18 protein-coding genes and 1 tRNA gene are annotated in these 24,949 nt (G+C 62.3%); 12 read left to right on the top strand and 7 right to left on the bottom strand.

Annotated elements, in window-relative coordinates:
• Nucleotides 1-55: 55 nt before the first annotated feature.
• From ACEOAC_RS04545 to imm45, 6 genes are all read left to right on the top strand, one after another.
• Complete coding sequence (locus ACEOAC_RS04545) at nucleotides 56-1,696, top strand: glucan biosynthesis protein (protein ID WP_413628708.1); 1,641 nt, start codon at nucleotides 56-58, stop codon at nucleotides 1,694-1,696.
• A gap of 70 nt (nucleotides 1,697-1,766) precedes the next feature.
• Nucleotides 1,767-1,843 (top strand) — tRNA-Arg (locus ACEOAC_RS04540).
• A 234-nt stretch (nucleotides 1,844-2,077) separates the two neighbouring features.
• Entirely contained in the window at nucleotides 2,078-2,389 is a 312-nt protein-coding gene (locus ACEOAC_RS04535; RefSeq protein WP_413444711.1) for a hypothetical protein, read from the top strand.
• A gap of 384 nt (nucleotides 2,390-2,773) precedes the next feature.
• A complete protein-coding gene (locus tag ACEOAC_RS04530; RefSeq protein ID WP_413444712.1) occupies nucleotides 2,774-3,880 on the top strand; it encodes a ShlB/FhaC/HecB family hemolysin secretion/activation protein in 1,107 nt (368 codons plus the stop codon).
• Nucleotides 3,881-3,892: 12 nt separating this feature from the next.
• Entirely contained in the window at nucleotides 3,893-5,026 is a 1,134-nt protein-coding gene (locus tag ACEOAC_RS04525) for a hypothetical protein (RefSeq protein WP_413444713.1), read from the top strand.
• Nucleotides 5,027-5,101: 75 nt separating this feature from the next.
• Nucleotides 5,102-5,434, top strand: a complete 333-nt coding sequence (gene imm45, locus ACEOAC_RS04520; RefSeq protein WP_413444714.1) for an Imm45 family immunity protein — start codon at nucleotides 5,102-5,104, stop codon at nucleotides 5,432-5,434.
• A gap of 266 nt (nucleotides 5,435-5,700) precedes the next feature.
• Here the strand turns inward: imm45 and ACEOAC_RS04515 are convergent, their stop codons facing one another.
• The gene (locus tag ACEOAC_RS04515) at nucleotides 5,701-5,973 is read right to left on the bottom strand and encodes a hypothetical protein (RefSeq protein ID WP_237022490.1); all 273 of its coding nucleotides are present in this window, start codon (nucleotides 5,971-5,973) and stop codon (nucleotides 5,701-5,703) included.
• Nucleotides 5,970-9,071 (bottom strand): multidrug efflux RND transporter permease subunit, encoded by a 3,102-nt coding sequence (locus tag ACEOAC_RS04510; protein ID WP_413444715.1) that lies wholly within the window; start codon nucleotides 9,069-9,071, stop codon nucleotides 5,970-5,972. Before ACEOAC_RS04510 ends, ACEOAC_RS04515 begins: the two co-directional genes overlap by 4 nt.
• Nucleotides 9,072-9,238: 167 nt before the next feature.
• Here ACEOAC_RS04510 and ACEOAC_RS04505 point away from each other — a divergent pair, with 167 nt between their 5' ends.
• From ACEOAC_RS04505 to ACEOAC_RS04495, 3 genes are all read left to right on the top strand, one after another.
• Complete coding sequence (locus ACEOAC_RS04505) at nucleotides 9,239-9,994, top strand: response regulator (RefSeq protein ID WP_413444716.1); 756 nt, start codon at nucleotides 9,239-9,241, stop codon at nucleotides 9,992-9,994.
• Between the two features lie 18 nt (nucleotides 9,995-10,012).
• Nucleotides 10,013-11,101, top strand: a complete 1,089-nt coding sequence (locus ACEOAC_RS04500) for an ATP-binding protein (RefSeq protein ID WP_413444717.1) — start codon at nucleotides 10,013-10,015, stop codon at nucleotides 11,099-11,101.
• Nucleotides 11,102-11,180: 79 nt separating this feature from the next.
• The gene (locus ACEOAC_RS04495; protein WP_413444718.1) at nucleotides 11,181-12,332 is read left to right on the top strand and encodes a branched-chain amino acid ABC transporter substrate-binding protein; all 1,152 of its coding nucleotides are present in this window, start codon (nucleotides 11,181-11,183) and stop codon (nucleotides 12,330-12,332) included.
• Between the two features lie 621 nt (nucleotides 12,333-12,953).
• Here the strand turns inward: ACEOAC_RS04495 and ssb are convergent.
• From ssb to ACEOAC_RS04480, 3 genes are all read right to left on the bottom strand, one after another.
• Nucleotides 12,954-13,490, bottom strand: a complete 537-nt coding sequence (ssb, locus tag ACEOAC_RS04490) for a single-stranded DNA-binding protein (protein ID WP_413628707.1) — start codon at nucleotides 13,488-13,490, stop codon at nucleotides 12,954-12,956.
• A gap of 18 nt (nucleotides 13,491-13,508) precedes the next feature.
• Nucleotides 13,509-14,705: an MFS transporter gene (locus tag ACEOAC_RS04485; RefSeq protein WP_241813272.1), complete on the bottom strand. Its 1,197-nt coding sequence runs from the start codon at nucleotides 14,703-14,705 to the stop codon at nucleotides 13,509-13,511.
• Nucleotides 14,706-15,061: 356 nt separating this feature from the next.
• The gene (locus ACEOAC_RS04480; RefSeq protein WP_006461696.1) at nucleotides 15,062-15,277 is read right to left on the bottom strand and encodes a hypothetical protein; all 216 of its coding nucleotides are present in this window, start codon (nucleotides 15,275-15,277) and stop codon (nucleotides 15,062-15,064) included.
• Nucleotides 15,278-15,344: 67 nt separating this feature from the next.
• Between ACEOAC_RS04480 and ACEOAC_RS04475 the strand changes: the two genes are divergently transcribed.
• The 3 genes from ACEOAC_RS04475 to ACEOAC_RS04465 all read left to right on the top strand — a co-directional run bounded on the left by ACEOAC_RS04475 (nucleotide 15,345) and on the right by ACEOAC_RS04465 (nucleotide 21,133).
• The gene (locus ACEOAC_RS04475; RefSeq protein ID WP_413443531.1) at nucleotides 15,345-17,030 is read left to right on the top strand and encodes an ArnT family glycosyltransferase; all 1,686 of its coding nucleotides are present in this window, start codon (nucleotides 15,345-15,347) and stop codon (nucleotides 17,028-17,030) included.
• A gap of 309 nt (nucleotides 17,031-17,339) precedes the next feature.
• Nucleotides 17,340-20,198 carry an excinuclease ABC subunit UvrA gene (gene uvrA, locus ACEOAC_RS04470; protein WP_413443530.1) on the top strand — a complete coding sequence of 953 codons (2,859 nt, stop codon included), beginning with the start codon at nucleotides 17,340-17,342 and terminating at the stop codon, nucleotides 20,196-20,198.
• A gap of 167 nt (nucleotides 20,199-20,365) precedes the next feature.
• Nucleotides 20,366-21,133, top strand: a complete 768-nt coding sequence (locus ACEOAC_RS04465) for a phytanoyl-CoA dioxygenase family protein (protein WP_413443529.1) — start codon at nucleotides 20,366-20,368, stop codon at nucleotides 21,131-21,133.
• On the opposite strand, the gene ACEOAC_RS04460 is transcribed toward ACEOAC_RS04465, so the two are convergent.
• Nucleotides 21,061-22,692 carry a methyl-accepting chemotaxis protein gene (locus ACEOAC_RS04460; RefSeq protein ID WP_413443528.1) on the bottom strand — a complete coding sequence of 544 codons (1,632 nt, stop codon included), beginning with the start codon at nucleotides 22,690-22,692 and terminating at the stop codon, nucleotides 21,061-21,063. The two genes, ACEOAC_RS04465 and ACEOAC_RS04460, sit on opposite strands and share 73 nt — an antisense overlap.
• Before the next feature lie 162 nt (nucleotides 22,693-22,854).
• Complete coding sequence (locus ACEOAC_RS04455; protein WP_241813267.1) at nucleotides 22,855-24,846, bottom strand: cation:proton antiporter; 1,992 nt, start codon at nucleotides 24,844-24,846, stop codon at nucleotides 22,855-22,857.
• Nucleotides 24,847-24,949 lie beyond the last annotated feature (103 nt).

The following is a 24,949-nucleotide window of genomic DNA, read 5'->3' as shown; positions in this document are numbered from 1 at the left end:
CCAAGCTCGTCAGGCAAGACTCTGTAGAGTTTCCAAAGAGATCGGAGAACCGCCCATGCCCAGCCGCCGACATTTCCTTACCGCCTCCGGCGCAGCCGCCGCGCTGGCCGCCCTGGGCCTGCCACCACAGGCGCTGGCCGCGCAGTCCATGAAGATGGGCCCGGCCCAGGCCTTCAGCTTCGACCAGCTCATCGCCCGCGCCCGCGACATGGCCAGGACGCCCTACCAGGCGCCGCCGGCGGTGCCCGCCGCGGTGCTGGACCAGATCGACTACGAAGCCCACGGCAAGATCCATTTCAAGTCCGATTACGCCGTCTTCGCCGACGGTCCTGGCCCGTTCCCGCTGACCTTCTTCCATCTCGGCAAGTTCTTCCGCGTCCCGGTGCGCATGTTCGTGCTGGATGGCCCGGGTAATGCACCCGCCCCAGGCTCCACTCCCACTCCCACCCGTGCCCGCGAACTGCTGTATCGCGACGATTACTTCGACATGCCTGCCGACAGCCCGGCCCACCGCCTCCCGGCCGGCAGCGGCTTTGCCGGCTTCCGCTTCCAGGAAAGTCGCCTGGCCGACCAGCAGGCCAAGGACTGGCGCAAGAATGACTGGGTGGCCTTCCTCGGCGCCTCCTACTTCCGCGCCATCGGTGACCTCTATCAATATGGCCTGTCGGCACGCGGCATTGCCATCGATGTCGCACAAGCCGACCGCCCCGAGGAATTCCCCGACTTCACGCAATTCTTCTTCGAGCCACCTGTACCGGGCAGCGATACCGTCGTGGTCTATGCCCTGCTGGATGGCCCCAGCATCACCGGCGCCTATCGCTTCACTCTGCAGCGCGGTGCCGGCGTAACCATGGAGGTGGACAAGGCGCTGTTCCTGCGCCGCGACGTCGCGCGCCTGGGCCTGGCACCGCTGACCTCGATGTACTGGTTCTCCGAAACCGTGAAGGGTAGCGGCGTGGACTGGCGACCTGAGGTGCATGACTCGGACGGCCTGGCGATCTGGACCGGCGCCGGCGAACACCTCTGGCGGCCCCTGAACAATCCGCCCCGCACCACCGCCTCGGCCTTCGCCGACCAGCAGTTGCGCGGCTTCGGTCTGTTGCAGCGCGACCGCAATGTCGACCATTACCTGGACGGCGTGCATTACGAGCGCCGCCCCAGCCTGTGGGTGGAACCGCAAGGGGACTGGGGCCAGGGCGAGGTACAGCTGATCGAACTGCGCACCGATGACGAAATCCACGACAACATCGTCGCGATGTGGGTGCCGAAAACTCCTGCGCGGGCCGGTGCCAGCTATCGGCTGCGTTACCGCCTCCACTGGCAGCAGGACGAGCCCTTCCCGACGGCGCTGGCGCGCTGCGTGGCGACGCGCCTGGGACGCGGCGGCCAGCCCGGCCAGGCACGCCCGGCGCAGGTCCGCAAGTTCATGGTCGAGTTCAAGGGCAAGCCGCTGGAAGGCCTGCCCTTCGGCGTGAAACCGGAAGCCGTCATCACCGCCTCCAGAGGCAGTATTTCCTATGTCTACACCGAGGCCCTGCCCAACGACGTAGCCGGCCACTGGCGCGCCCAGTTCGACCTGACGGCAGCGGGCGAGGAACCGGTCGAACTGCGTCTATTCCTGCGACACGACGGACAGGCACTCAGCGAGACCTGGCTGTTCCAGTACCATCCCTTCACCTCCAGGGAAGTGTATTGAGACAGTTTTTTCCTTTCCTCGAAAAAAGATTTGTACTTTTCAGAAAAGCTCCTTATAATCTCGCTCTTTCGCGGCTGTAGCTCAGCTGGATAGAGTACTTGGCTACGAACCAAGGGGTCGTGGGTTCGATTCCTGCCAGCCGCACCATATGTAGTAAAAAAAGGGTCCATCGCAAGATGGGCCCTTTTTTGTTTTTTTTATTGTTTCTCTTTTTGTTGATCCTTCCCGGGCAGCACCTCGCTGCTGCAACCTGCTGCAACCGGTCCCAGCTCAGCCACAATCTCTCCCGCTCACCGACGAGCGTTTGCGCCATCGTCCGACATGCGCGGCCCAGCCGGCTGGAGATAATCAAGGCTCCGTTCATTCTCTGGAGGAGCCGCCGTGAAAAAGACTTCCCTGTTCATGCTCGCTGCAGGTTCGCTGGCCATGCTGGCCTGCGCCAAGCCGGTAAAGCGCCAGTTCGACGAAATCAACCGACGCCGGATGGCCGAGGCCGAAGGAAAAAGCGAGACCGAATCCGGCATGCCCAGCATCATGGGTGAGCAGGACATGCAACCAGTCGCACAAGAAAGCAGCATGGTGGCAGATGGCACGCAACAGCATGCGCCCACGCCTGTCAGCACCACATCGGTTCAGCCGCTGGGGCAGCCGCCACGCAAGGATGGGGATTTCGCTCCGCCCGTCGGCGCGTGACTTCGCCTGCGGCGCCCCCCCTCGATCGCGCCTGTGCGTCAAATGGCCGCCCCAGATGGGCGGCAACCGCCGGACCGACATCACATCCTCTTGCACGCGTCAACTGCAGAGCGCAGCTGTCACATGCATGGCCAACAAGCAGGGCCACCAATCCCACACCACCAATCACCCAAACACTCCTGAATACGAAGACAAGTGTGTTCACCTGTTCAGCAGCGAGGTAGCAAGACTGCACTCGTACGGTATGTCGGAAATTTTCATCTGATCTAAAGGGCAATTTCTCCAAAGAAACCAGTCCTCTACGATGGCGCGCTTTATTGCAATCCCGCCATCCTGACGATGACTGTCCGTAGATCAACGCAAGCCAGCAAGCTACTCTCGAAGATGAACCGCACTTTTGCGGAAGATCATCTGGCTTGCGCGCAGTCAGGCGAGTCCGCCGGCACCAGAGCCATAACGCTGGTGGCAAGGCTGTTGCTGATGACCGCATCCCTTGCATCCGCAGAGAGCTACGCCCAAGCAGCGTTGCCGGACCCATCACCTGAACTGCGACGTCAGGATGCGCAACGCCATGCACTGAGGGAAGAGCTTGAGGCCACCCCCTGGTCCCCGGCCAGGGACGACGCGGGAACGCCACCTCACCAACGTATCCCGGACGAACCACACTGCGCTTTGATCGAGAGAATCGATATCCAGGGCCACCTGGTGAGCCAGTCGCTGTATCGGGCGCTTGAGGGCCTGCAGAGCGACGACTCCCCCATCGGGCGATGCCTGGGTGCACAGGGAATCACGCTGCTGATTCAGCGATTGCAACAAGCATTGGTTGAACAGGGCTATCTCACCAGTCAGGCCTACGCACCAGAACAGGATATGCGCGGCGGGGTCTTGCGGCTGCACATCCTTGAGGGAAGAGTGGCGCAGATTCGTCCGGCCAGCGACGAAATAGCCCTACCACGCCTGGCCTGGGCCACCAGTCCAGGCGATATTCTCAACCTGCGCGATATCGAGCAGTCCTCGGAAAATCTTCAGCGCCTCCCCAGCTTTACGCCACAACTTCAAATCGAACCCGGTCAAACGCCTGGTACCAGTGACGTCACCGTCAGGCTAGACGCGCGCCGACCTATCCGCATGGGACTGAGCATGGACGACAGCGGCCAGCGCAGCACTGGAAAACTGCAAGGAAACATGAGCGCGAGCTGGGATAATCCCCTGGGCCTGACCGATCTTGTCTATCTCAGCCAGGGCAAGGATCTGGGCGACCGCGATCGCGGCCCACGCGGCAGCCGCAACCGCATCGTCCACTACAGTCTGCCGTGGGGCTACTGGCTACTGTCGGGTACCAATCCAGACGATGATTACGAGATCAAGGATGTGAGCAGATCTGTCGTGCATCAATTAAGACAGCGCATGGAGGCAGTCTTTGAGGGCTTCTTCAAAGGAAGGCATGCAGATATGCGGGCGTTCAAAGAAATCAATCCTCTGCTGGACTGAGTCGGAGATGCTATGAAAGCTATTGATATCATCCGCACCAACTTCCCCGACTGCCCTCAATGGAGTGCTCAATCCTTCCTTGCTCAATTGCGTGATCAGCAAAAACTCGACATACAGGCCTACTGGAAACTGGAAGAGTCCATCATTTCCCTGATGTCGGAGTTCTCGGATTACCCCAAGGAGCTAAGCTGGCCCGTATATCAAATATTCGATCGCATGATGCACTTGTTGAGTGCGCATCTCGATCCTTCCGACAACTATCAAATCGCGGAACTTGAGGACAAGCAGGTCCGTGAGTTGGTAGAGCGCGTCGAAACTCTTTTCGAGGGCTTCTTCAAAGGAAGTTTTCCTGATGAGCAGATGAACCTCGACCAGGATGGTCCAAGGCCTGACTGGGGTCGCGAGCTGCGGCGAGCGGAGGAAATCATTTACCAGAATGTTTGCCAATCCGACACCTGGGCGCAGGAATCTTTTATTGGTGTCCTCGACCGCGATTGGGTTATCGACATGCACGGCTACTGGCAACTGGAATGGGCGCTTGGCCGACTGATCAGGCAATCGGCTGACTATCCTCGCAAGCTAACCTGGGCCGTCTTTCGAATCTACAGTTCTGCATTACCCTATCTGAATGCGCATGTCTCCCCCTATGAAGAATGTGAACTGCGCCATTCGGAAGGACACCCTGTGAAGGAATTCAGGAAACGCTGGGGGCAGATCTTCGAGGGATTCTTCAAAGGAAAAATGCCGGCGTGGAAAATTCATGGAGATACGCAGAAATCGCCATCCTCCCCCAACCCCTCGACGCCAGCCACAGGTGTGCGCTGGCTCCCCTTCTCCGAGCACAAGGAAGTGCGCCTCCCCTTGGGGGCCCTGATCAAGTTTGACGCATCCTATCCCTTCGAAGATCAGGTCGTGATGATGGTTTGTGACTCGCCCGCCCGTAATTCCAGATTGGGACTGTTCACCATTACCGGTTACAAGGCGGGATTCAATTGTGTTTTCAATTTGCCTGAGGAAGCGACCAACGCCGACGGTTCTCTCACGGCTGGCACGCTCTACAACAATTGGGAGCAATGGATAGGCGAATGGAGTCCGGACCGCGCATGGATATTGCAGGAAGGCTTACGCGCAGATGATCTGAAATAAGGCTGATGCGCGCAATGAGAGCATCCATCCCTTTTGCGTCTTACCGACATGACTCCATCTCCGGGGGATAGTTAAGTGAACTGGCAAAAACTTTCTGACTATAAGTACCTCTCGCTTTATCGTGGATCTCTTATCAGATTCGCCGCCTCACATCCTTTTGAAGAGGAAGTCGTGATGATCATATGCGACTCTCCGAGAGGTGATTCACGATTAGGAATGATCACACTGACCGGCAAGAAAGGCGGATACAACTGTTTTACCTGGTTCCCTGAATGGGCCCTCAATATGAACGGATCAATCACTGCCGGCCTGATCTACAAGAACTGGGCAAGCTGGGTGTGGCCGGAATGGAGTCCCGACAGTGCCTGGATATTGCCCGAAGGGTTGAGCGCTGACGATCTGCACTAGCGGTTCTCACCGGGCGTGGCTCATCGGCCCCTACGTTATCCGGAACTCATGCGCATCATCGTCGGCGTGATCTCCCAGTAGAGTCTCGCCGCCTCTCTCTGCCGTACCCGGTTCCGCTAGAGGGAGCAGCACGCGGCATCCTTGAGAGGATGCTAGTGCGGTGGAGAAAAACGGGATGGGCAAGCCGGTGATAGCAATCTACACGATGGGCGCCACTGTGCGGGTACGCCGCGGAGGCTAATGCAGCGCCGATAGGCTGCGCCGGGTCAGGCCGACAGCCTGCGCTCGATGATTTCATAGGCACGCAACAGACCAGCGATGCGGGCATGTTCGAAGTCGAGGTAAAGCGGACTGTCCTGGCGATAGCGCACCAGCCGCTTTCCCTGGTGGAAGATGCGCAAGCCAAGGGTCCAACCACGTGTCGCCTGGATGCCGATGACGCGGATGTCGTATCCGCGATATTGCGCATGATGGATCTGCTCCCGGTCATTGAGCAGACGCCTGCCATACAGACGTAGATCGGCGCGTGGACACATCATGCCCCCTTGCGGTGACGCACCTGCTTCCGCCCCAGCAACAGCACAAAGAACACCGGCACGAACAACACCGCCAGCACCGTGGCAGTGACCATGCCGCCGAATACGCCGGTGCCGATCGCGCGTTGGGTCTCCGCACTGGCGCCTGAGGCCAGCATCAGCGGTACCACACCCAGCGCAAAGGCCAGCGAGGTCATCAGGATGGGACGCAAACGCAGCACGGCCGCCCGGATCGCGGCTTCCGCCAGTCCGGCGCCCTCGGCCCGCAGCTGCCGCGCAAACTCCACGATGAGGATGGCATTCTTGGCAGACAGGCCGATGACGGTGATCAGACCCACCTTGAAGAAGACGTCATTGGGCATCTCGCGCAACATCACCGCCGCCACTGCACCGATCAGACCCAGCGGCACCACCAGCATGACCGACAACGGAACATGCCAGCTCTCGTACAGTGCGGCCAGCACCAGGAACACCACCAGCATGGACAAGGCCATCAGCATCGGTGCCTGCGCCGCTGACAGACGTTCCTGCAGGGATTGGCCAGTCCACGCCACGGCGAAACCTGGCGGGAGCTGCCGGGCCAGGCGCTCCATCTCGGCCATGGCCTCGCCACTGGCCACGCCAGTTGCGGCGCTGCCGGCAATGCGTACTGCCGGGGAGCCCTGGTAGCGCTGTAGCTGCGTCGGCTGTTCTTGCCAGGATGCCTTCACGACTTCACCCAACGGCAGCATCCCGCCATTCTGGTTGCGGACGTACAGCTTCATCACGTCCTCGATCTGCATGCGCGCACCAGCCTCGGCCTGCAGGATGACCTGTTGCATGCGGCCGGCATTGGGGAAGTCATTGATATAGAACGAACCCATGGCCGCAGACAGCGTATCGCTGATGCTGGCGAAGGAAACCCCGAATGCGGCCGCCTTGTGACGGTCGATATCGAGCTGCAGGCTGGCTCCCGGCGGCAATCCGTCTGAATAGACGCCGGCCAGCTTGTCGCTCCTGGCCGCCAGCGCCAGCAATTGCGCTTCGGCGGCCTTAAGGGCGGCATAACCCTGATTGGCGCGATCCTGCAGACGCATGGCGAAACCGGAGGAGTTCCCCAGCTCTTCGATGGCCGGTGGTAGCAGGCTCATCACCATGCCATCGACGCTGCGTTCCATGGCGCCCTGGGCGGCGATGGCCTCGGCGGCAGCGGTGGAACCCTTGCGTTGCTTCCAGTCCTTGAGTTCGGTAAAGGCCATGGCCGCGTTCGGGCCTGAGCCGGAAAATCCGAATCCCAGTACCGAAAGGTTGGCGCCGATATCCTCGCGGGTCTGCAGATAACGCTCGAACTGATCGACGGCACGGGCAGTGCGCTCGCTGGTGGCATCGGCCGGCAACTGGAAGGAGGTCATGAAGTAACCCTGATCCTCTTCTGGCAGGAAAGCCGAGGGCAAGGCCCGCAAACCGAGCACCAGCAGCAGGCACAGCGCCACGTACATCAGCATCATGCGCAGCCCTCGTGCGATCAGGCGCGCCAATGCGGATTCATAGCGTGCGGTGAGACGATGGAAGGCCCGGTTGAACGCCCCAAAGAAGCCGCGCTTTTCATGATGCCCCGGTGCCACCGGCTTGAGCAGGGTGGCGCACAAGGCAGGCGTCAGGCTCAGCGCCAGCAAGGCCGAGAACAGGATGGACACGGCCATGGCCAGCGCGAACTGGCGATAGATCACGCCCACCGAGCCCCCTGCCAGCGCCATCGGAATGAAGACTGCGGTCAGTACCAGCGTGATGCCGACGATGGCCCCGGTAATCTCGCCCATGGCCTTGATGGTGGCCTCGCGTGGCGCCAGACCTTCCTGCGCCATGATGCGCTCCACATTTTCCACCACCACGATGGCGTCATCGACAATGATGCCGATGGCCAGCACCATCCCGAACATGGTGAGCACATTGACCGAATAGCCGGCCACCAGCATCACCGCCAGCGTACCCAGCAGCGCAATGGGCGCGACGATGGCGGGGATGACGGTATAGCGCACGTTCTGCAGGAACAGGTACATCACCAGGAACACCAGCACCATGGCCTCGATCAGGGTCTGCACCACCTTCTGGATGGAAACCTTGACGAAGGGTGCGGTGTTATAGGGCAGCGAAAACGCCATACCTGCCGGCAGGCTGGGGCGCAGTTCTTCCATGCGTGCCTGGATGGCGGCCGCGGTGCGCACCGCATTGGCACCTGGAGAGAGCTGCACCGCCGCCACGCCGGCAGGCTTGCCGTCTTCGCGATTGGAGAAGGCGTATGATTGCGCCCCCAGTTCCACCCGCGCCACATCCCCCAGCAACACGCGCGAACCATCGGTCTTTGCCTTGAGCACGATGGCGGCAAACTGCGCCGGCGACTGCAATTGCCCCTGTACAGTGAGCGGCACGGCGATCTGCTGGCCCGGTACGGCAGGCGAATCACCCAGGCGACCAGGTGCGATCTGGGCATTCTGCTGGCTCACTGCAGTGCTGATGTCGGTAACGGTCAGGCCGAAGGCATTGAGCTTGAAGGGATCGATCCAGATGCGCATGGCCTGCTCGGCACCGAACAGCTGGACACGTCCGACGCCTTCCACGCGGCGCAATTCCTCCACGATATTGCGTGCCAGATAGTCGCTCAGTCGGACTTCGTCGTAGCGGCCATCGGTCGAGGTCAGGCTTACCATCAGGAGGAAGCCCGAAGCCGCAGACTCCACCGTCACGCCATTCTGGCGCACGGTCTGCGGCAGCCGCGCTTCGATGGCCTTGAGCTTGTTCTGCACATCCACCTGGGCCAGTTCCGGATCGGTACCGAGCTTGAAGGTAACGCTGATCTGGGCGCTGCCCGAGGTATCGGCGGAGGACTCGAAGTAGAGCAGGTTCTTGATGCCCGACAGTTCGCGTTCGATCAGGCTGATCACGCCATCGTTCATGGTCTGAGGCGTGGCTCCCGGATAGGTGGCGTTGATGGAGACCGTGGGCGGCGCCACCGAGGGATAGCGCGCAATGGGCAATTGGCTCATGGCAATCACGCCAAACAGCACGATGAACAGGGCGACCACCCAGGCGAAGATGGGACGGTCGATAAAGAAGCGGGGCATGCAAGAACTCCATCAGTCTGGCTCGGTAGCTGACAGCAGGCTTAACGACAACGGCATTTTTGCCGTGCCACGCCAGCCGACAGTACAATCGCGAGCGAAGGCGGAGTCTGGGCGATGAGCGTGAGGATTACGCGATACAACGATGGAGTTTCGATGGAGAAGGAAAGATGCCGACAGCACCGCATAGCGTGAGCGAACCGGGCCTGGCGCCCGCGGCGCCGGCCACCGGCGCGCTGGTACTGATCGCCGAGGATGCGCCCGAGATCGCTGACATCCTGGCCGCCTACCTGGCCCGCAGCGGCATGCGCAGCGTGCATGCGAGCGACGGCGTACGGGCGCTGGAACTGCATCTCGCCCTCAAACCGGATCTGGTGCTGCTGGACATCCAGATGCCGCAGCTCAATGGCTGGCAGGTGCTGGCGCAGATTCGCCAGCGTGACCAGACCCCGGTCATCATGCTCACCGCCCTGGACCAGGACGTGGACAAGCTCACCGGCCTGCGCATCGGCGCAGACGACTACGTGGTCAAACCCTTCAATCCGGCCGAGGTGGTGGCCCGGGTCGAGGCGGTCCTGCGCCGCAGCCAGCCCCGTGATGAGCGCGATGACCGACGCATCCTGCGGGTCCCGCCCTTCGTGATCGACTTCGAGCAGCATGAGGCCGTGGCCGAGATTGACGGTACTTCGCATGCACTGGTGCTCACGCTCACCGAATTCAAGCTGCTGGCACAACTGGCGCGCTCGCCACGGCGTGTATTCAGTCGCGCCGAGCTGCTGGCCTCCTGCCTGCCGGAGGGCGATACGCTGGAGCGCACCGTCGACAGCCATGTCAGCAAACTGCGCAAGAAACTGGAGGACCTAGACATCGCCGGTATTCCGGTCAGCATTCGCGGGGTAGGTTATCGTTTCCAGCAAGGTAGCTGATACCGTGGAGGCGCGCTCATGAAGCCCGGCGTCGACCTGCTGGCACTATGGCGCGGCAAGGGCCTGGCACGGCAGATCATCAGTTCGGTGGCGATCCTGGCACTGACCATCATGCTGATGGTCTTGCTGGGTTCGTATGCCTTCTATTCGACCATGTTCATCTTCCTGCCCAGCGCCCTGTCGGCGCCGGACAGCTGGTTGCCCTCGCCGGCCGAGTGGGGCTGGATCGCCGGTACCACGCTGCTGGGCCTGGGAATTGCGATCTGGGTGGCCATGCGCCTGGCGCGCCGCATTCTGACGCCGCTCAATTCAGTGGCCACCAGCCTGCGCCGCGTGGCACAGGGCGATCTGGCGGCCCGGGCGGGAGCGCAACGACAGCCGCTGGATGAAGCCTCGCAGCTGATCAGCGACTTCAACGCCATGGCCGAGCGGCTGGAGCGGGTACAGCAGGAACGCATCTTCTGGAACGCCGCGATCGCCCACGAACTGCGCACGCCGGTGACCATCCTGCGCGGTCGATTGCAGGGTCTTTCCGATGGCGTGTTCCCGCCTGAACCGGCGCTCTTTTCCAGCCTGCTGGTGCAAGTCGAGGGGCTGGCGCGGTTGATCGAGGACTTGCGCATCGTCGGCCTGGCCGAAAGTGGACACCTGCGCATACAGCTGCAGCAGGTAGACCTGCAACAGGAAATCGGCACCGTGCTGACGGCCTGCGAATCGGCGCTACAGGACAAGGGATTCGCCGTCACGCTCGAAATCGCACTGCAGCGCACGGTCTGCGATCCGGTGCGCATCCGCCAGGCACTGCTGGCGTTGCTGGAGAATGTCCTGCAGCACGCCACGCCCGGCCGCTTGCGCATCAGCACCGCGAGCAGCGCGGACCAACATTGCCTGCGCGTGGAGGACTGCGGCCCGGGCCTGGCGGCTACCGATGCGGCGATGATCTTCGACGCCTTCCAGCGTGGCCCGCGCAGCGACGACGCCCAGCACCGTGGCAGCGGCCTGGGGCTGGCAGTGGTCAGGGCTATTGCCAGTGCGCATCACGGTACCGCCGACTGCCGGCCCTCGCCACTGGGCGGCACCTGCTTTGAAGTCCGCTGGCCTCATTGAGCATTGATGTGTATATTTTCCCCAGCAGGACGCATGAAGCGAAGTTCACAATAAATTCAGCGGACCACGGGGGGACCCCATGCGCAGACCGGACTCGATGTCGATACTCGCCGTCAGCTTGCTGCTTTGCTCGCTGGCGGCATCGGCGTGGTCGGAGACCCTGACGACCATCACGCTGGGCTTCACCGGCCGCCTTTCCGAACCGATTACGCAGAGCGCCCTGCAGGGCGCGCAACTGGCCATCGACGAAGCCAATGCGATGGCCATACGGCGTCGCTCGCCACTGCGCTTGCAACTGCTGCCGCAGGACGACCACGGCAACGAAAATTTCGCCATCAACATCGCCCGTTATTACATCAAGGAAAACGTGGCCGGCGTCGTCGGCCCGTGGAGCAGCGACGCGGCATTGGCCACAGCCGCAATCTACGAAAACGCAGGCATTCCGCAGATCGGATTTACCGCCACCAGCAGCCAATGGACCAGCATGGGCCACCGCATGCCGTTCCGGGTGGTCGGTGGCACGCGGGAACTGTCCTCCGCATTGGCCGAGGTTGCCAGCCGCTCGCTGGCGGGGCAACGGGTCTTCGTGATCCAGAACGATTCAGCCTACAGCAATGCCTTGGCCGATGCAGTAATGGAACGCTTGGCTGCAACGGCGCCAGCCATCGCGCTGGGGCGCATCCAGGTAGCGCGCCGGACCACCGACTTCCATGTGGCGATGCAGGCGGCGATGCAGCATGACGCTGATGTGATCGTGTTCCTGGCCCTGTACCCGCAGGCGCGCGCATTCATCGATGCGGCCCGCCGTTCGGGATCAAAAGCACGCATTCTGCTCACGGGAGGTGCCAGCAACCTGGAGCTGGCATCGCAGCCCGAACCACGGCTGCATGTGCTGGAATTCGAAATCGCACGGGACTATTGTCCGCAATGGAAAAAGGTCGCCCAAGCCTATCGCAGCAGATTCGATACCGCGCCGACCACCTACTCCTTCTATGCCTATGATGCAGCCAGCGTACTGGGTGCGGCCATCCTGCAGACCGGCAGCGGCGATGGCCGCAGGATCGCGGTGGCGTTACACCAGTTGCGTCATCCCGGACTGCATGGACCGATCAGTTTTGCCCCAAACGGAGCAAGGGCGAATCCGCGCTATACCCTGTTCCGGCATGACGGCCGCTGGCAGCCGGTGGAATTCTTCCCGGCTGGCAGCGGCCGTCACGAGCCTTGCGTGTGATGCCTGCCATCACGCACCCAGCAGGCGCGACATGGTTTCGGTGAAGACGACGATCAGTCCGACGAGCATGGTGTTCTCCTTGTAGTGGTGGGCGATCAGCCGCCGAAGAGGCGGGACATGGTGTCAGCGAAGACGACGATGAGTCCGACGAGCATGGTGTTCTCCTTGTAGTAGTGGGCGATCAGCCGCCGAAGATGTGGGACATGGTTTCAGCGAAGGCGATGATGAGTCCGATAAGCATGGTGTTCTCCTTGTAGTAGTGGGCGATCAGCCGCCGAAGAGGCGGGACATGGTGTCAGCGAAAACGACGATGAGTCCGACGAGCATGGTGTTCTCCTTGTAGTGACAGCCAATCAGCCGCCGAAGATGTGGGACATGGTTTCTGCGAAGGCGATGATGAGTCCGATAAGCATGGTGTTCTCCTTGATCTGGTGGGTTGGGACCGATGCCGTTTGCTTCGGCTTGTTGTCATCATCGCGTTTACCGGTTACCGCCACATTGCAGGCTTGCCCGTCCAGGTTTCAGTTGAAATCTGGGCCCATGAAAAAACCCCTCGCTGCGTAGGCAGACGAGGGGTTCGTCAGAAGAGCAAGGCCGCATTCGCAGCCTGCGGGAAACAGATCAGAAGGGAATATCGTCGTCCATGTCCGAGAAGTTCGGCGCCGGGCGCTGGGCCGGCTGCTGGCGCGGGGCGCCGCTACCACCGCCACCACCCGCATTACCGCCAGCGCTCTGGCGAGGTGCGCCGCCGCCGTAGCTGCCTGCACCGCCACCACCGCCGCCGTAGCCGCCTTCGTCCATGACACCACCACCGCCCGCGCCCTGGCGGCCACCCAGCATCTGCATGGTATCGGCGATGATTTCCGTGGTGTAGCGCTCCACGCCTTCCTTGTCCTGCCACTTGCGCGTCTGCAGGCGGCCTTCGACGTAGATCTGCGAGCCCTTCTTCAGGTACTGGCCGGCGATTTCAGCCAGCTTGCGATAGAAGGTGATGCGGTGCCACTCGGTGAGCTCCTTCTTTTCGCCGGAATTCTTGTCCTTCCAGCTCTCGGTCGTGGCGACGGCGATGTTGGTGACGGCTTCGCCGTTGGGCATGTAGCGTGTTTCCGGGTCGCGCCCCAGGTTGCCGACGATGATGACTTTATTGACCGATGCCATTGTTTCTCCTGAATACGTTTAGGCTGTTGCACCCGCCGCCGGCGCTGAACGGCGCGGCAGGTTTTTCATGTTAGCCGCGATTATAAGCCAGGTCAGGGTGAGCACAGCAGACAAGAGGAACACCGCGGAATTCCCCACATTTTGTTTAAGCCAGCCCCCCAGGGCGCCGCCGCAGGACAAACCCAGCGCCTGCAGGGTGTTGTAGACGCCCAGCGCCGCGCCCTTGGCCGCTGGCGGGGCAATACGGGACACCAGCGAGGGCTGGGCGGCTTCCAGGATGTTGAAGGCGACGAAGAACAGGAACAGCAGGGTCACCAGCATCCAGAGACTTCCCAGCGGTTGGGACAACACCAGCCAGAAGCCCACCTGCACCAGCAGCATCAGGCTGATGGCGCCGACGAAGACCGGTTTCATGCACCCGTACTTCTCGGCCACGATGATCGGCGGCAGCATCAGCACGAAGGAGGCCAGAACCACCGGCAGATAGATCTTCCAGTGTTCGCCCAGTGGCAGGCCGGCCGATTGCACGAGCGCTGCCGGCACCACCAGGAACATGGCAACCTGGGTCAGGTGCAGCGTGAATACGCCCCAGTTCAGACGCAGCAGTTCGGTCTGGCGCAGTACCTCGGCCAGCGACACCCGCCTGGCCTGTACCATCGGCGCCGCCGGTACCACCCATAGCACCACCGCGATGGCCAACAGGGAGAGCACGCCGGTCAGGCCGAAGATGCCACCCATGCCAATCGACTCGTAGAGCAGTGGTGAGGCCACCATCGAGACCGCGAAGGTTACCCCGATGGAGGCACCCACCATGGCCATGGCCTTGGTGCGATGTTCCTCGCGGGTGGAATCGGCGATGAAGGCGGTGATGGCGGCAGAGATCGCGCCCGAACCCTGCAGCGCTCGTCCCACCAGCAGCCACATCACGCTCTGGGCACCGGCGGCCACGAAGGAGCCCAGCGCAAACAGCAACAGGCCGATGACGATGATGCGCTTGCGGCCATAGCGGTCGGAGGCAATCCCGTAGGGAATCTGTCCACAGGCCTGCGCCAGTCCATAGATGCCCAGGGCGATGCCGACCAGGGTATCGCTGTCGCCCCCGGGCAGGCTGTGGGCGTGCACGGCAAACACCGGCAACACCAGGAACAGGCCCAGCATGCGCAGGGAAAAGATCGAGGCCAGGGAAACGCTGGCACGCACCTCGGCGCGCGACATGCCGGTTTTCTCAGGCTGTGCGGATGAACTTGTGTCGTGGGACATACGTGTGACGTGTAGGGGCTGGCGTTGGCGGCTGCCCGGCCTTTCGTGAAACCGGGCTGTAGGACAAAGGCAGTATGGTAACAGCATAGTCCGGCGCCTCGGGAGCCCGCCTGACGAGCTCTGTACCGATCCGACGGGTTTAGCGCGCGTCCATGTGCTGCATCAATCCAACAATGCGCGGTCAGCAAACGACGGAATGTAGCAAATCTTCACACCTTTCCTGACAAATACGTCATTTAGTTCAATGCTTATGCCAAAATGTCGACTTGCTCATTTTTTCTGCAGTGTCCTATAACAGCCGCCGACTTCCATTACCGGAAGATTTTCGCCAGGCAATAATCCTCGCCAAGAAAAATAAAGCAAGCACGCATCAAGGGGGGAGAAAACCCGATGCAGAGGATGGCGAAGAGCACCAGGCACTGCGCCAAGGCGCGTCGAGGATCACGTTTGTTGCCGCTCTGCTCCCAGGTTTTCGGTTTTTGAATTTTTCGCGGGCAGCGCAGGCGGCTCGCATCCGTATTCAGCATGTTCCTATTCGATTCGGTCTCTGAACGCAAGCCAGGGCCATCTCTTTCGACGACATCGGCACCGGTCTTGGGTCAGCACGCCCTGTCCTCGCGCATGGCCTGGCTGCTGCTGGTCCTGGCCGGCGCAGCCTGGCTGCTGCCGGGCATCTTCGGCCATGGGCCGTGGAAGCAGGACGAAACCTATTCCTTCGGCATGATCCATCACATGCTGACTTCGGGTGAGTATCTGGTGCCGACCAATGCCGGCCGGCCGTTCATGGAAAAGCCGCCGCTGTACTACTGGACGGCCGTGTTCCTGGCCAAGCTGCTGCATCCGCTGCTGCCGTACCACGAGGGTGCGCGCCTGGCCAGCGTGCTCTACAACCTGGTGACGCTGGTCTTCGTGGCGCGCATCGCCCAGATGGTGTGGAACCAGCGCAGCCTGATGAGCCTGCCGGTACTGGCGACGCTGGCGCTGTTCGCCGGTTCCCCCGGCATGGTCAAGCATGCCCATGACATGTTCACTGACGTGGCGCTGGTTACCGGCACCACCATGGCTACCTATGGCCTGCTGGCCATCGCCCTGAACCAGGAACGCCGTACGCCATCGTGGACCGCTGCGTTCTGGTTCGGCCTGGGTGTGGGAATCACCGAGATGAGCAAGGGCCTGTTCGTACCGCTGACCTTCGCGGCCACGGCACTGGTGCTGGGCTTGCTGGTGCAGTCGTGCCGCCACCGCACTTACTGGAAGATGGTGGGTCTGGCGGTGCTGGTGTCACTGCCTTTCTTCGTGATCTGGCCGGCCCTGCTGGCGCAGCACTCGGTGCCACTGTTCATGGAATGGTTCTGGGATAACAACGTCGGCCGCTTCTTCGGCTTTTCGGTGAAGAAACTGGGCTCGGACAATGATCACACCGTGATCCTGCGGGCACTGGCCGGTTTCGCCCTGCCCGGCTCGCTACTGGCCTTGCTGGGCCTGGCCAGCGGCGACTGGCGCCAGGCCCGCAGTTCACGGGTCGCCATGCCGCTGGTCTTCGCTGCGATCAGCCTGGCCGTGCTGCAAAGCTCGGCCACGGCCCGCCAGTTGTATCTGCTGCCGGTGCTGCTGCCGCTGGCGATGCTGGGCGCGCGCGCCATCCCGCGTCTTCCGGACGCATTCAATCTGGGTTGGGACTGGCTGGCGCGTGTGGCCTTCGGCCTGATGGCCGTGGGCATCTGGGCCATCTATGTCATCTCGACCTTGCCGGTCGAACATCATCACTGGATCGGTTTCATGGGCAAGTGGCTGCCGCTGGAATATGTCACTCCGATCCAGCCGCTGGCCTTGCTGGCGGCCGGCGCCATGAGCATCCTGTGGATCGCCTCGCTGGGTCTGTTGCAGCTGGCCGGCCAATGGCGTGGCGCGTTTTCCTGGTTTGGCGGCATCACGCTGATGTGGGGCCTGGCCTTCACGCTGCTGCTGCCGTGGGCCGACTACGGGAAAAGTTATGAGTTCGTCTACGCCGACCTGAATACCCGGCTCGCGCCCGCCTGGCATGCCGACGACTGCATGGCCAGCCAGAACCTGGGCGAGTCGGAAGCACCGATGCTGTACTACTACACGGGCGTCCTGCACCAGCCCATCGACGCTACCGGAAGGACCGAATGCCGCTGGGTGATCCAGCAAACCCCTGGTGTCACCCACCGTCCCAAAGGTCACTGGACGCTGTTCTGGGAAGGGCGCCGCGATGGCGATGACGGACAGCTCTTCAAGGTCTGGCAGCGCGCCGGTTAAACATCGGTCGCTGTCCAGCGAGTCCATCGCCCTGGGAATACGAGCCGGCCACGCGCCGGCTTTTTGCTGGCCGACGCATCTGCAGAATGCCGGCGCTGACGATTTCCTGCGTCATTTGCGCTCCATCCGGGGCGCTTTTCCTACTGCCGCGCTTTCATTTCCCGGATGTGTTCCCACATGGGTCATCTGGCGCCGCCGGCCTGCCTGCCGGCCGTTCGCAGTCCTGTTATAGTTACATGTTGTCCCACCGCTGCTCCGCGCAAGGCGTCATTCCACGCGGCGGCAGGAAACCCCTAGCTGAAGGCATCCATGGAAGAAATTCGCATTCGCGGCGCGCGCACGCACAACCTCAAGAATATCAACCTAGACCTCCCCCGCAACAAGCTCATCGTCATCACCGGGCTGTCCGGTTCGGGCAAGTCCTCGCTGGCCTTCGATACCTTGTATGCAGAGGGCCAGCGCCGCTACGTGGAGTCCCTGTCGGCCTATGCGCGCCAGTTCCTGCAACTGATGGAAAAGCCGGACGTGGACATGATCGAGGGCCTGTCTCCCGCGATCTCCATCGAGCAGAAGGCTACTTCGCACAACCCGCGCTCCACGGTCGGCACCGTCACCGAGATTCACGACTACCTGCGCCTGCTGTACGCCCGCGTCGGCACGCCCTACTGCCCCGATCACCCCGAACATCCGCTGGAGGCCCAATCGGTCTCGCAGATGGTCGATGCGGTGCTGGCACTGCCGGAAGATACCAAGCTGATGATCATGGCGCCGGTGGTGGCCAACCGCAAGGGCGAGCATGCCGACCTGTTCGAGGAGATGCAGGCCCAGGGCTTCGTGCGCTTTCGCATCCAGAGCGGCACCGGCACGGCCAAGGTCTACGAGGTCGATGACCTGCCCAAGTTGAAGAAGACCGAGAAGCACACCATCGATGTCGTCATCGACCGCGTCAAGGTCAAGCCCGACATCAAGCAACGCCTGGCCGAGAGCTTCGAAACCGCGCTGCACCTGGCCGATGGCCGTGCCATCGCGCTCGAAATGGATGGCGGCAAGGAACACCTGTACTCCAACAAGTTCGCCTGCCCCATCTGCGGCTATTCGCTGCAGGAGCTGGAGCCGCGGCTGTTCTCCTTCAACAACCCGATGGGGGCCTGCCCGGAATGCGATGGCCTGGGCCACATCGAATTCTTCGATCCCAAGCGCATCGTCGCCTTCCCCAACCTGTCGCTGGCTTCGGGCGCGATCAAGGGCTGGGACCGTCGCAACCAGTTCTATTTCCAGATGCTCACCAGCATCGCGGCCTTCTACGACTTCGACCTCGACGTTCCCTTTGAACAGCTCGACGACAAGGCCCAGCAGGTGGTGCTGTACGGTTCCGGCCGCCAGGCCATCCCCTTCGCCTACGTCAACGAGCGCGGCCGTACCGTGGTCAAGGAGCACACCTTCGAAGGCGTGGTCAACAACCTGCAGCGCCGCTACCGCGAGACCGATTCGATGGCGGTCAAGGAAGAGCTGGCCAAGTTCATCAACGAGAAGCAATGCCCTTCCTGCCACGGCGCGCGCCTGCGGGTGGAAGCACGCTACGTGAAGGTAGGCAGCGGCAAGCAGCAACGCGCCATCTATGAGGTGGCAGCTACGCCCCTGCGCGAGACCCTGTCCTTCTTCGAGACCCTGAAGCTGACCGGCGCCAAGAAGGAAATCGCCGACCGCATCATCAAGGAAATCGTCTCGCGCCTGACCTTCCTCAACAACGTCGGGCTGGACTACCTGTCCCTGGAGCGCAGCGCCGATACGCTTTCCGGCGGCGAAGCCCAGCGCATTCGCCTGGCCTCGCAGATCGGCTCGGGCCTGACCGGCGTGATGTATGTACTGGACGAACCCTCCATCGGCCTGCACCAGCGCGACAACGACCGTCTCATCGATACCCTGCGCCACCTGCGCGACATCGGCAACACCGTGCTGGTGGTGGAGCACGATGAAGACGCCATCCGCACCGCCGACTACATCGTCGACATGGGCATCGGCGCGGGCGTGCACGGCGGTGACGTGATCGCCCATGGCTCGCTGCCGGAGATCCTGAAGAACAAGAAGTCGCTGACCGCCAAGTATCTCAACGGCTCGCTGGAAATCTCGGTCCCCAAGAAGCGCACGCCCTGCGACGAGTCGCGCATGCTGACCATCACCGGCGCCTCCGGCAACAACCTCAAGAACGTCGACCTGGAATTGCCGGTGGGCCTGCTGACCTGCGTGACCGGGGTCTCCGGTTCGGGCAAGTCGACCCTGGTCAATGACACGCTCTACCTGTCGGCAGCGCGCCACCTGTATGGCTCGCAGACCGAGCCGGCCGAGCACGAAGCCATCGGCGGCCTGGAGCATTTCGACAAGGTGATCGCGGTGGACCAGGCTCCCATCGGCCGTACCCCACGCTCCAACCCGGCCACCTACACGGGCCTGTTCACGCCGATCCGCGACCTGTTCGCCACGGTGCCGATGGCCAAGGAACGTGGTTACAGTGCCGGTCGTTTCTCCTTCAACGTCAAGGGCGGGCGCTGCGAAGCGTGCCAGGGCGATGGCGTGATCAAGGTGGAAATGCACTTCCTGCCGGACGTGTACGTGCCTTGCGACGTCTGCCATGGCAAGCGCTACAACCGCGAAACACTGGAAGTGCAATACAAGGGCAAGAACATCACCGAGATCCTCGACATGACGGTGGAAGATGCCCATGAGTTCTTCAAGCCGGTACCGCTGATCGCCCGCAAGCTGCAGACGCTGCTGGACGTGGGCCTGGGCTACATCAAGCTGGGCCAGAGCGCCACCACCCTCTCGGGTGGCGAGGCGCAACGCGTGAAGCTGTCGCTGGAACTGTCCAAGCGCGATACCGGCCGCACGCTCTACATCCTGGATGAGCCGACCACCGGCCTGCACTTCCATGACATCGACCTGCTGCTCAAGGTGATCCACCGCCTGCGCGACCAGGGCAATACGGTGACCATCATCGAGCACAACCTGGACGTCATCAAGACTGCCGACTGGATCATCGATCTGGGGCCCGAAGGGGGCGCGGGCGGCGGCAAGATCGTCGCGGCCGGCACGCCGGAGGACGTGGCGAAGAACCCGGCCAGCGTCACCGGCAAGTACTTGGCACCCTTGCTGAAGAAGAAAGCGAAGTAAAAAAGAAGTGCGGACTTGCGCGCGCGCAAACGATACAGAATCTGGTCGCATCTGTATCTTGCGCGCCGCCGGCCTTGGCATACAGTCATGCTCTTGGCCGCCATCCGGCGCACAATGAAGGCAGGCATTCCCGCAGGCATGCCGCCGTGCAACCCCGAAAGACCCACATGTCGAACCCGCTGTCACCCGCCCAGATCGCCTTTTTCCGCGAGCAAGGCTATCTGCTGTTGAAGGGCATGGTCCCTGCCGATCTGCGCGAGCGCATGCTCGCCGTCACCCGCGATCACCTGCAACGCGCGGTCGCCCCGCTCGAATATGAAGCCGAGGTCGGTTATGAAGGCGCCCCGGCCTCGCTGGACGCCGAAGGTGGCCGCACAGCGCGGCGCCTGCGCGCAGCCTGGCAGCGCGACCCCGTCTACCGCGAATGGGCCGGGCACAAGCAACTGGTGGCCATGCTGCATCAACTGTTCGAAGAACCGGTCTGCCTGACCCTGGCCCATCACAACTGCGTGATGACCAAGCATCCGGCTTTCGGGACCGCCACCGGCTGGCACCGCGACATCCGCTACTGGTCCTTCCCGCGCAACGAGCTGATTTCGGTGTGGCTGGCGCTGGGCGCTGAGACGCCTGAAAACGGCGCGCTCAAGTTCATTCCCGGCTCGCACAGGTTGACGCTGCAAGCCGAGCAGATGGATGAACTGGATTTCCTGCGCCCGGAAGTGCCGGCCAACCAGGCGCTGTTTGCGCAAGGCATTGCGCTGTCACTGGAGCCGGGCGACGTGGTGCTGTTCCACAGCGGCCTGTTCCACGCGGCTGGCCGCAACGACAGCGACCAGGTCAAGTGTTCGGCCGTGTTCGCCTATCACGGCAAGAGCAATCCACCCCTGCCTGGCACCCGCTCGGCGGCCTCCGAGGATGTAACGCTGGACGGCTGAACCGCCAGCACGGTGCTGCCGCCAACACGGAATACGCTGACCGCTTCCGACAGGCGCGCCGCCTGCTCCTGCATGGCCTGAGCGGCCGCAGCGGCCTGCTCCACCAGCGCGGCATTCTGCTGGGTGGTCTCATCCATCTGCGTGATGGCGCGGTTGACTTCTTCGATGCCCTGGCTCTGTTCCTGCCCGGCTGCACTAATCTCGCTGACCACTTCGCTGACGCGCTGCACGCTCTTGACGACCTCGTCGATGGTGGCACCGGCCTGGGCCACCAGCGTGCTGCCGCTGCCTACCCGGGTGACAGAATCATCGATGAGCACCTTGATTTCCTTGGCCGCCGCCGCCGAGCGCTGGGCCAGCGAACGCACTTCCGACGCCACGACCGCGAAGCCGCGTCCCTGCTCGCCGGCACGGGCCGCTTCCACTGCGGCATTCAAGGCCAGGATGTTGGTCTGGAAGGCGATGCCGTCGATCACGCTGATGATGTCCACGATCTTGCTGGAGGACTGGTTGATGGAACTCATGGTATCGACCACCTGACGCACCACTTCGCCCCCTCGTACCGCCACTTCGGAAGCCGAATGCGCCAGTTGCCGCGCCTGCTGCGCATTGTCCGCGTTGGTGCGCACGGTCGAGGTCAGCTCTTCCATGGCCGAGGCGGTCTCTTCCAAGGCACCGGCCTGCTGTTCTGTACGAGAGGAAAGATCCAGATTGCCATGAGCGATTTCGCTGGAAGCCGTGGCGATGGTATCGGTACTCAGGCGGACCTGGCCGACGATACCCTGCAGGTTGTCGTTCATCTGCTTGAGCGCCTGCATCAGCTGGCCGGTCTCGTCCTGGCTGTGCACCTCGATACGCTGGGTCAGATCACCCGCGGCCACGGCTTGCGCCAGCGCGACGGCATGTCGCAGCGGTGCCGATATGGCTTTCACCAGCAACACCCCCATCAGGAGCGCCACTGCCAGGCCGGCGGCCATGGCCACGCTCATCACGACGAGCAGGGTCTGGTAGCGCTGCTGCGCCTGTTCATACAGGTCGCGGCCGACATTGCGCTGCAGATCCATCAATTGCCCCAGGGTGGCATGCACATCGGCATAGAGCTTGAGCATGAGGCCACCGTAGACTTCGATGGCGCCCTGGAAGTCGCGATTGTGCAGCGCCTCGACCGCGGGCTTGATGCCATCGGTGATGAATTTCTGGCGTTGCGGCAGCAGTTTGTCCAGCAGCGCCTTTTCTTCGGTGGTCAGCTTGGTTTCCTGATACTGCTTGACGACGGCGTCGTTGGCCTTGAGGGCCTTTTCCAGCTTGTCCATGTTGGCGTCGATATCGCCGGAGTCGCCCACGATCGAGGTGGAAATGCCGTTGCGCGCAGCATCCAGCGCTGCTGACATGCGTTCGAGCTGGGACATCGCCACCAGCCTGTCCTCGTAGAGCGAGCGCATCTGCGCATTGGTCGAGCGCAGGCTGACCAGACCGAGAACGCCCGATGCCACCAGCAGCAGGGCCAGAAAACCAATGACGAAGATCAGGCGAGCCCTGATCGTGAGTGTGCTGAACATGTTCCTCCCGGACTTGCTATTGTTTTTTCAACAAGGGACTCGTTGTGCGAAGCCCTTGTCCTGACACGGTCGACGCAGGCGAATAAGCCGCGCCGCTACCATCAGGCAACACTAGCATTTCCCGTACCAGGGGAACAAGACCTCATTGTGCGGGGGTGGTCCTCATTTGCTGAGGAGGCGTTTTTCGGCGCGCAGGATGCTCTCCGAACTGCCGCGCAAGACTACGATGTCACCGGCCATGAGCACCGGCTGATCAGGCGCATCGAGACGCTGCTTGCCACGGCGCAGCATGGCGACCTCGGCGCCGCAATACGTGGGCAGGTCGATCTCGGCGAGGGTGTGACCGACCGCACTGGCGCCGTCGATCAGGGTGACCGACTGCAGGCGTACATTCATGCCCACCCCATCGGCCTCGGCGTCGGACATGCCATGGAAATAGCCGCGCAGCGAGGCATAGCGCTCATCGCGCGCATCCTGCACGCGGTGCACCACCCGGCGCAATGGCACACCCAGCATCACCAGCGCATGCGAGGCCAGCATCAGGCTGCCTTCCAGCGCTTCGGGCACAACCTCGGTAGCCCCGGCGGCGAGCAGTTTTTCGAGGTCGGCGTCGTCATGGCTGCGCACGATCACGGGCAGCTCCGGCTCCAGTTCGGCGGCGTGATGCAAGACCTTCAGCGCCGAGGGCGTACTGGCATAGGTGACCACCAGGGCGGCGGCACGGTGGATGCCGGCGGCCACCAGGCTTTCGCGCCGGGCGGCATCGCCGTAGGAGACATTGGCGCCCCCATTGCGGGCATCCTGCACCAGTTCCGGGTCCATCTCCAACGCGTGGTAGGCGATCCCCTCCTCTTCCAGCAGGCGCGCCAGGCTCTGACCGCTGCGGCCGAAACCGGCGATGATGACGTGCTTCTGCACGCCCATGGTGCGGGTGGCCAGTTGCGTGAGGGCCAGGGATTGCAGCATCCACTCGTTGGCAGAGAATCGCATGACGATGGCGTCGGACTTGGCCAGGATCAAAGGCGTAGCCAGCATCGACAGCACCATCGCTGCCAGGATCACCTGGATCAGCAAGGGATCGACCAGCTTGAGTCCGCCGGCCTGGCTCAGCAGCACGAAGCCGAATTCCCCGGCCTGCGCCAGGCCCAGGCCGACCCGCAGCGCCACGCCGGTGGACGATCCGAACAGTCTCGCCAGCCCGGCAATGAGGGCAAACTTGAGCAGCACCGGCCCGGTCAGAAGGAGCAGCACCAGGAACCAGTGATCGACCACCGTGCGCACATTGAGCAGCATGCCGATGGTGATGAAGAACAGGCCCAGCAGGACATCGCGGAAGGACTTGATGTCTTCTTCCACCTGGTGCTTGAACTCGGTCTCGGAAATGAGCATGCCGGCGATGAAGGCGCCCAGGGCCAGGGACAAGCCGGCCTTTTCGGTGATCCAGGCCGCGCCCAGGGTGATCAGCAGCAGGTTCAGCATGAACAGTTCCTGCGAGCGCCGCTTGACCACGATGCGGAACCAGCCACGCATGAGCTTGCTGCCGAAGAACAGCAGCAGCGCCAGCACCACCATCGCCTTGCCCACGGCCCAACCCAGCGTGACCATGATGTTGCCGGAATTGTTGGCCAGCGCCGGCACCACGATCAACAGCGGCACCAGGGCCAGATCCTGGAACAGCAGCACGCCCATGATGCGGCGGCCATGCTCGGTTTCCAGTTCCAGTCGTTCGGTGAGCAGCTTGGAGACGATGGCGGTGGATGACATGGTCAGGGCGCCGCCGAGCGCGAAGGCCGCCTGCCAGCTCACGTTGATGAACTGCGGCAGCACCATGGCCGAGCCCCAGGCCATCACCATGGTGGCAGCAATGGTGGTGGCCACCTGCGCCACGCCCAGCCCGAAGACGATATGGCGCATGGCCGACAGCTTGGCCAGGGAAAACTCCAGGCCGATGGAAAACATCAGGAACACCACCCCGAACTCGGCCAGGGCATGGGTGGTTTCATTGTCTTCGGCGAAGGCCAGCCCGTGCGGGCCGATGATGATGCCCACCACCAGATAGCCCAGCATGGGCGGCAACTGCATCATGCGGAAGGCGACCACGCCCAGCACCGCCGCAGCCAGAAGGAAGAGTGTCAGTTCCAGTCCGGAAAACATGGCTTGTTTGGTTTCTTATGACAATGCAGTGAATATGAGCAATTTGACAACGCACCAGAGCAAGGCAGCGCGGGAGAGTGTTCACCGCAGCTCACCGCGGCGG

It is taken from the genome of Herbaspirillum frisingense (genome assembly GCF_047325095.1).
Classification (GTDB): Bacteria; Pseudomonadota; Gammaproteobacteria; order Burkholderiales; family Burkholderiaceae_D; genus Herbaspirillum; species Herbaspirillum frisingense.
This window is presented reverse-complemented; position numbering and strand designations above follow the sequence as displayed.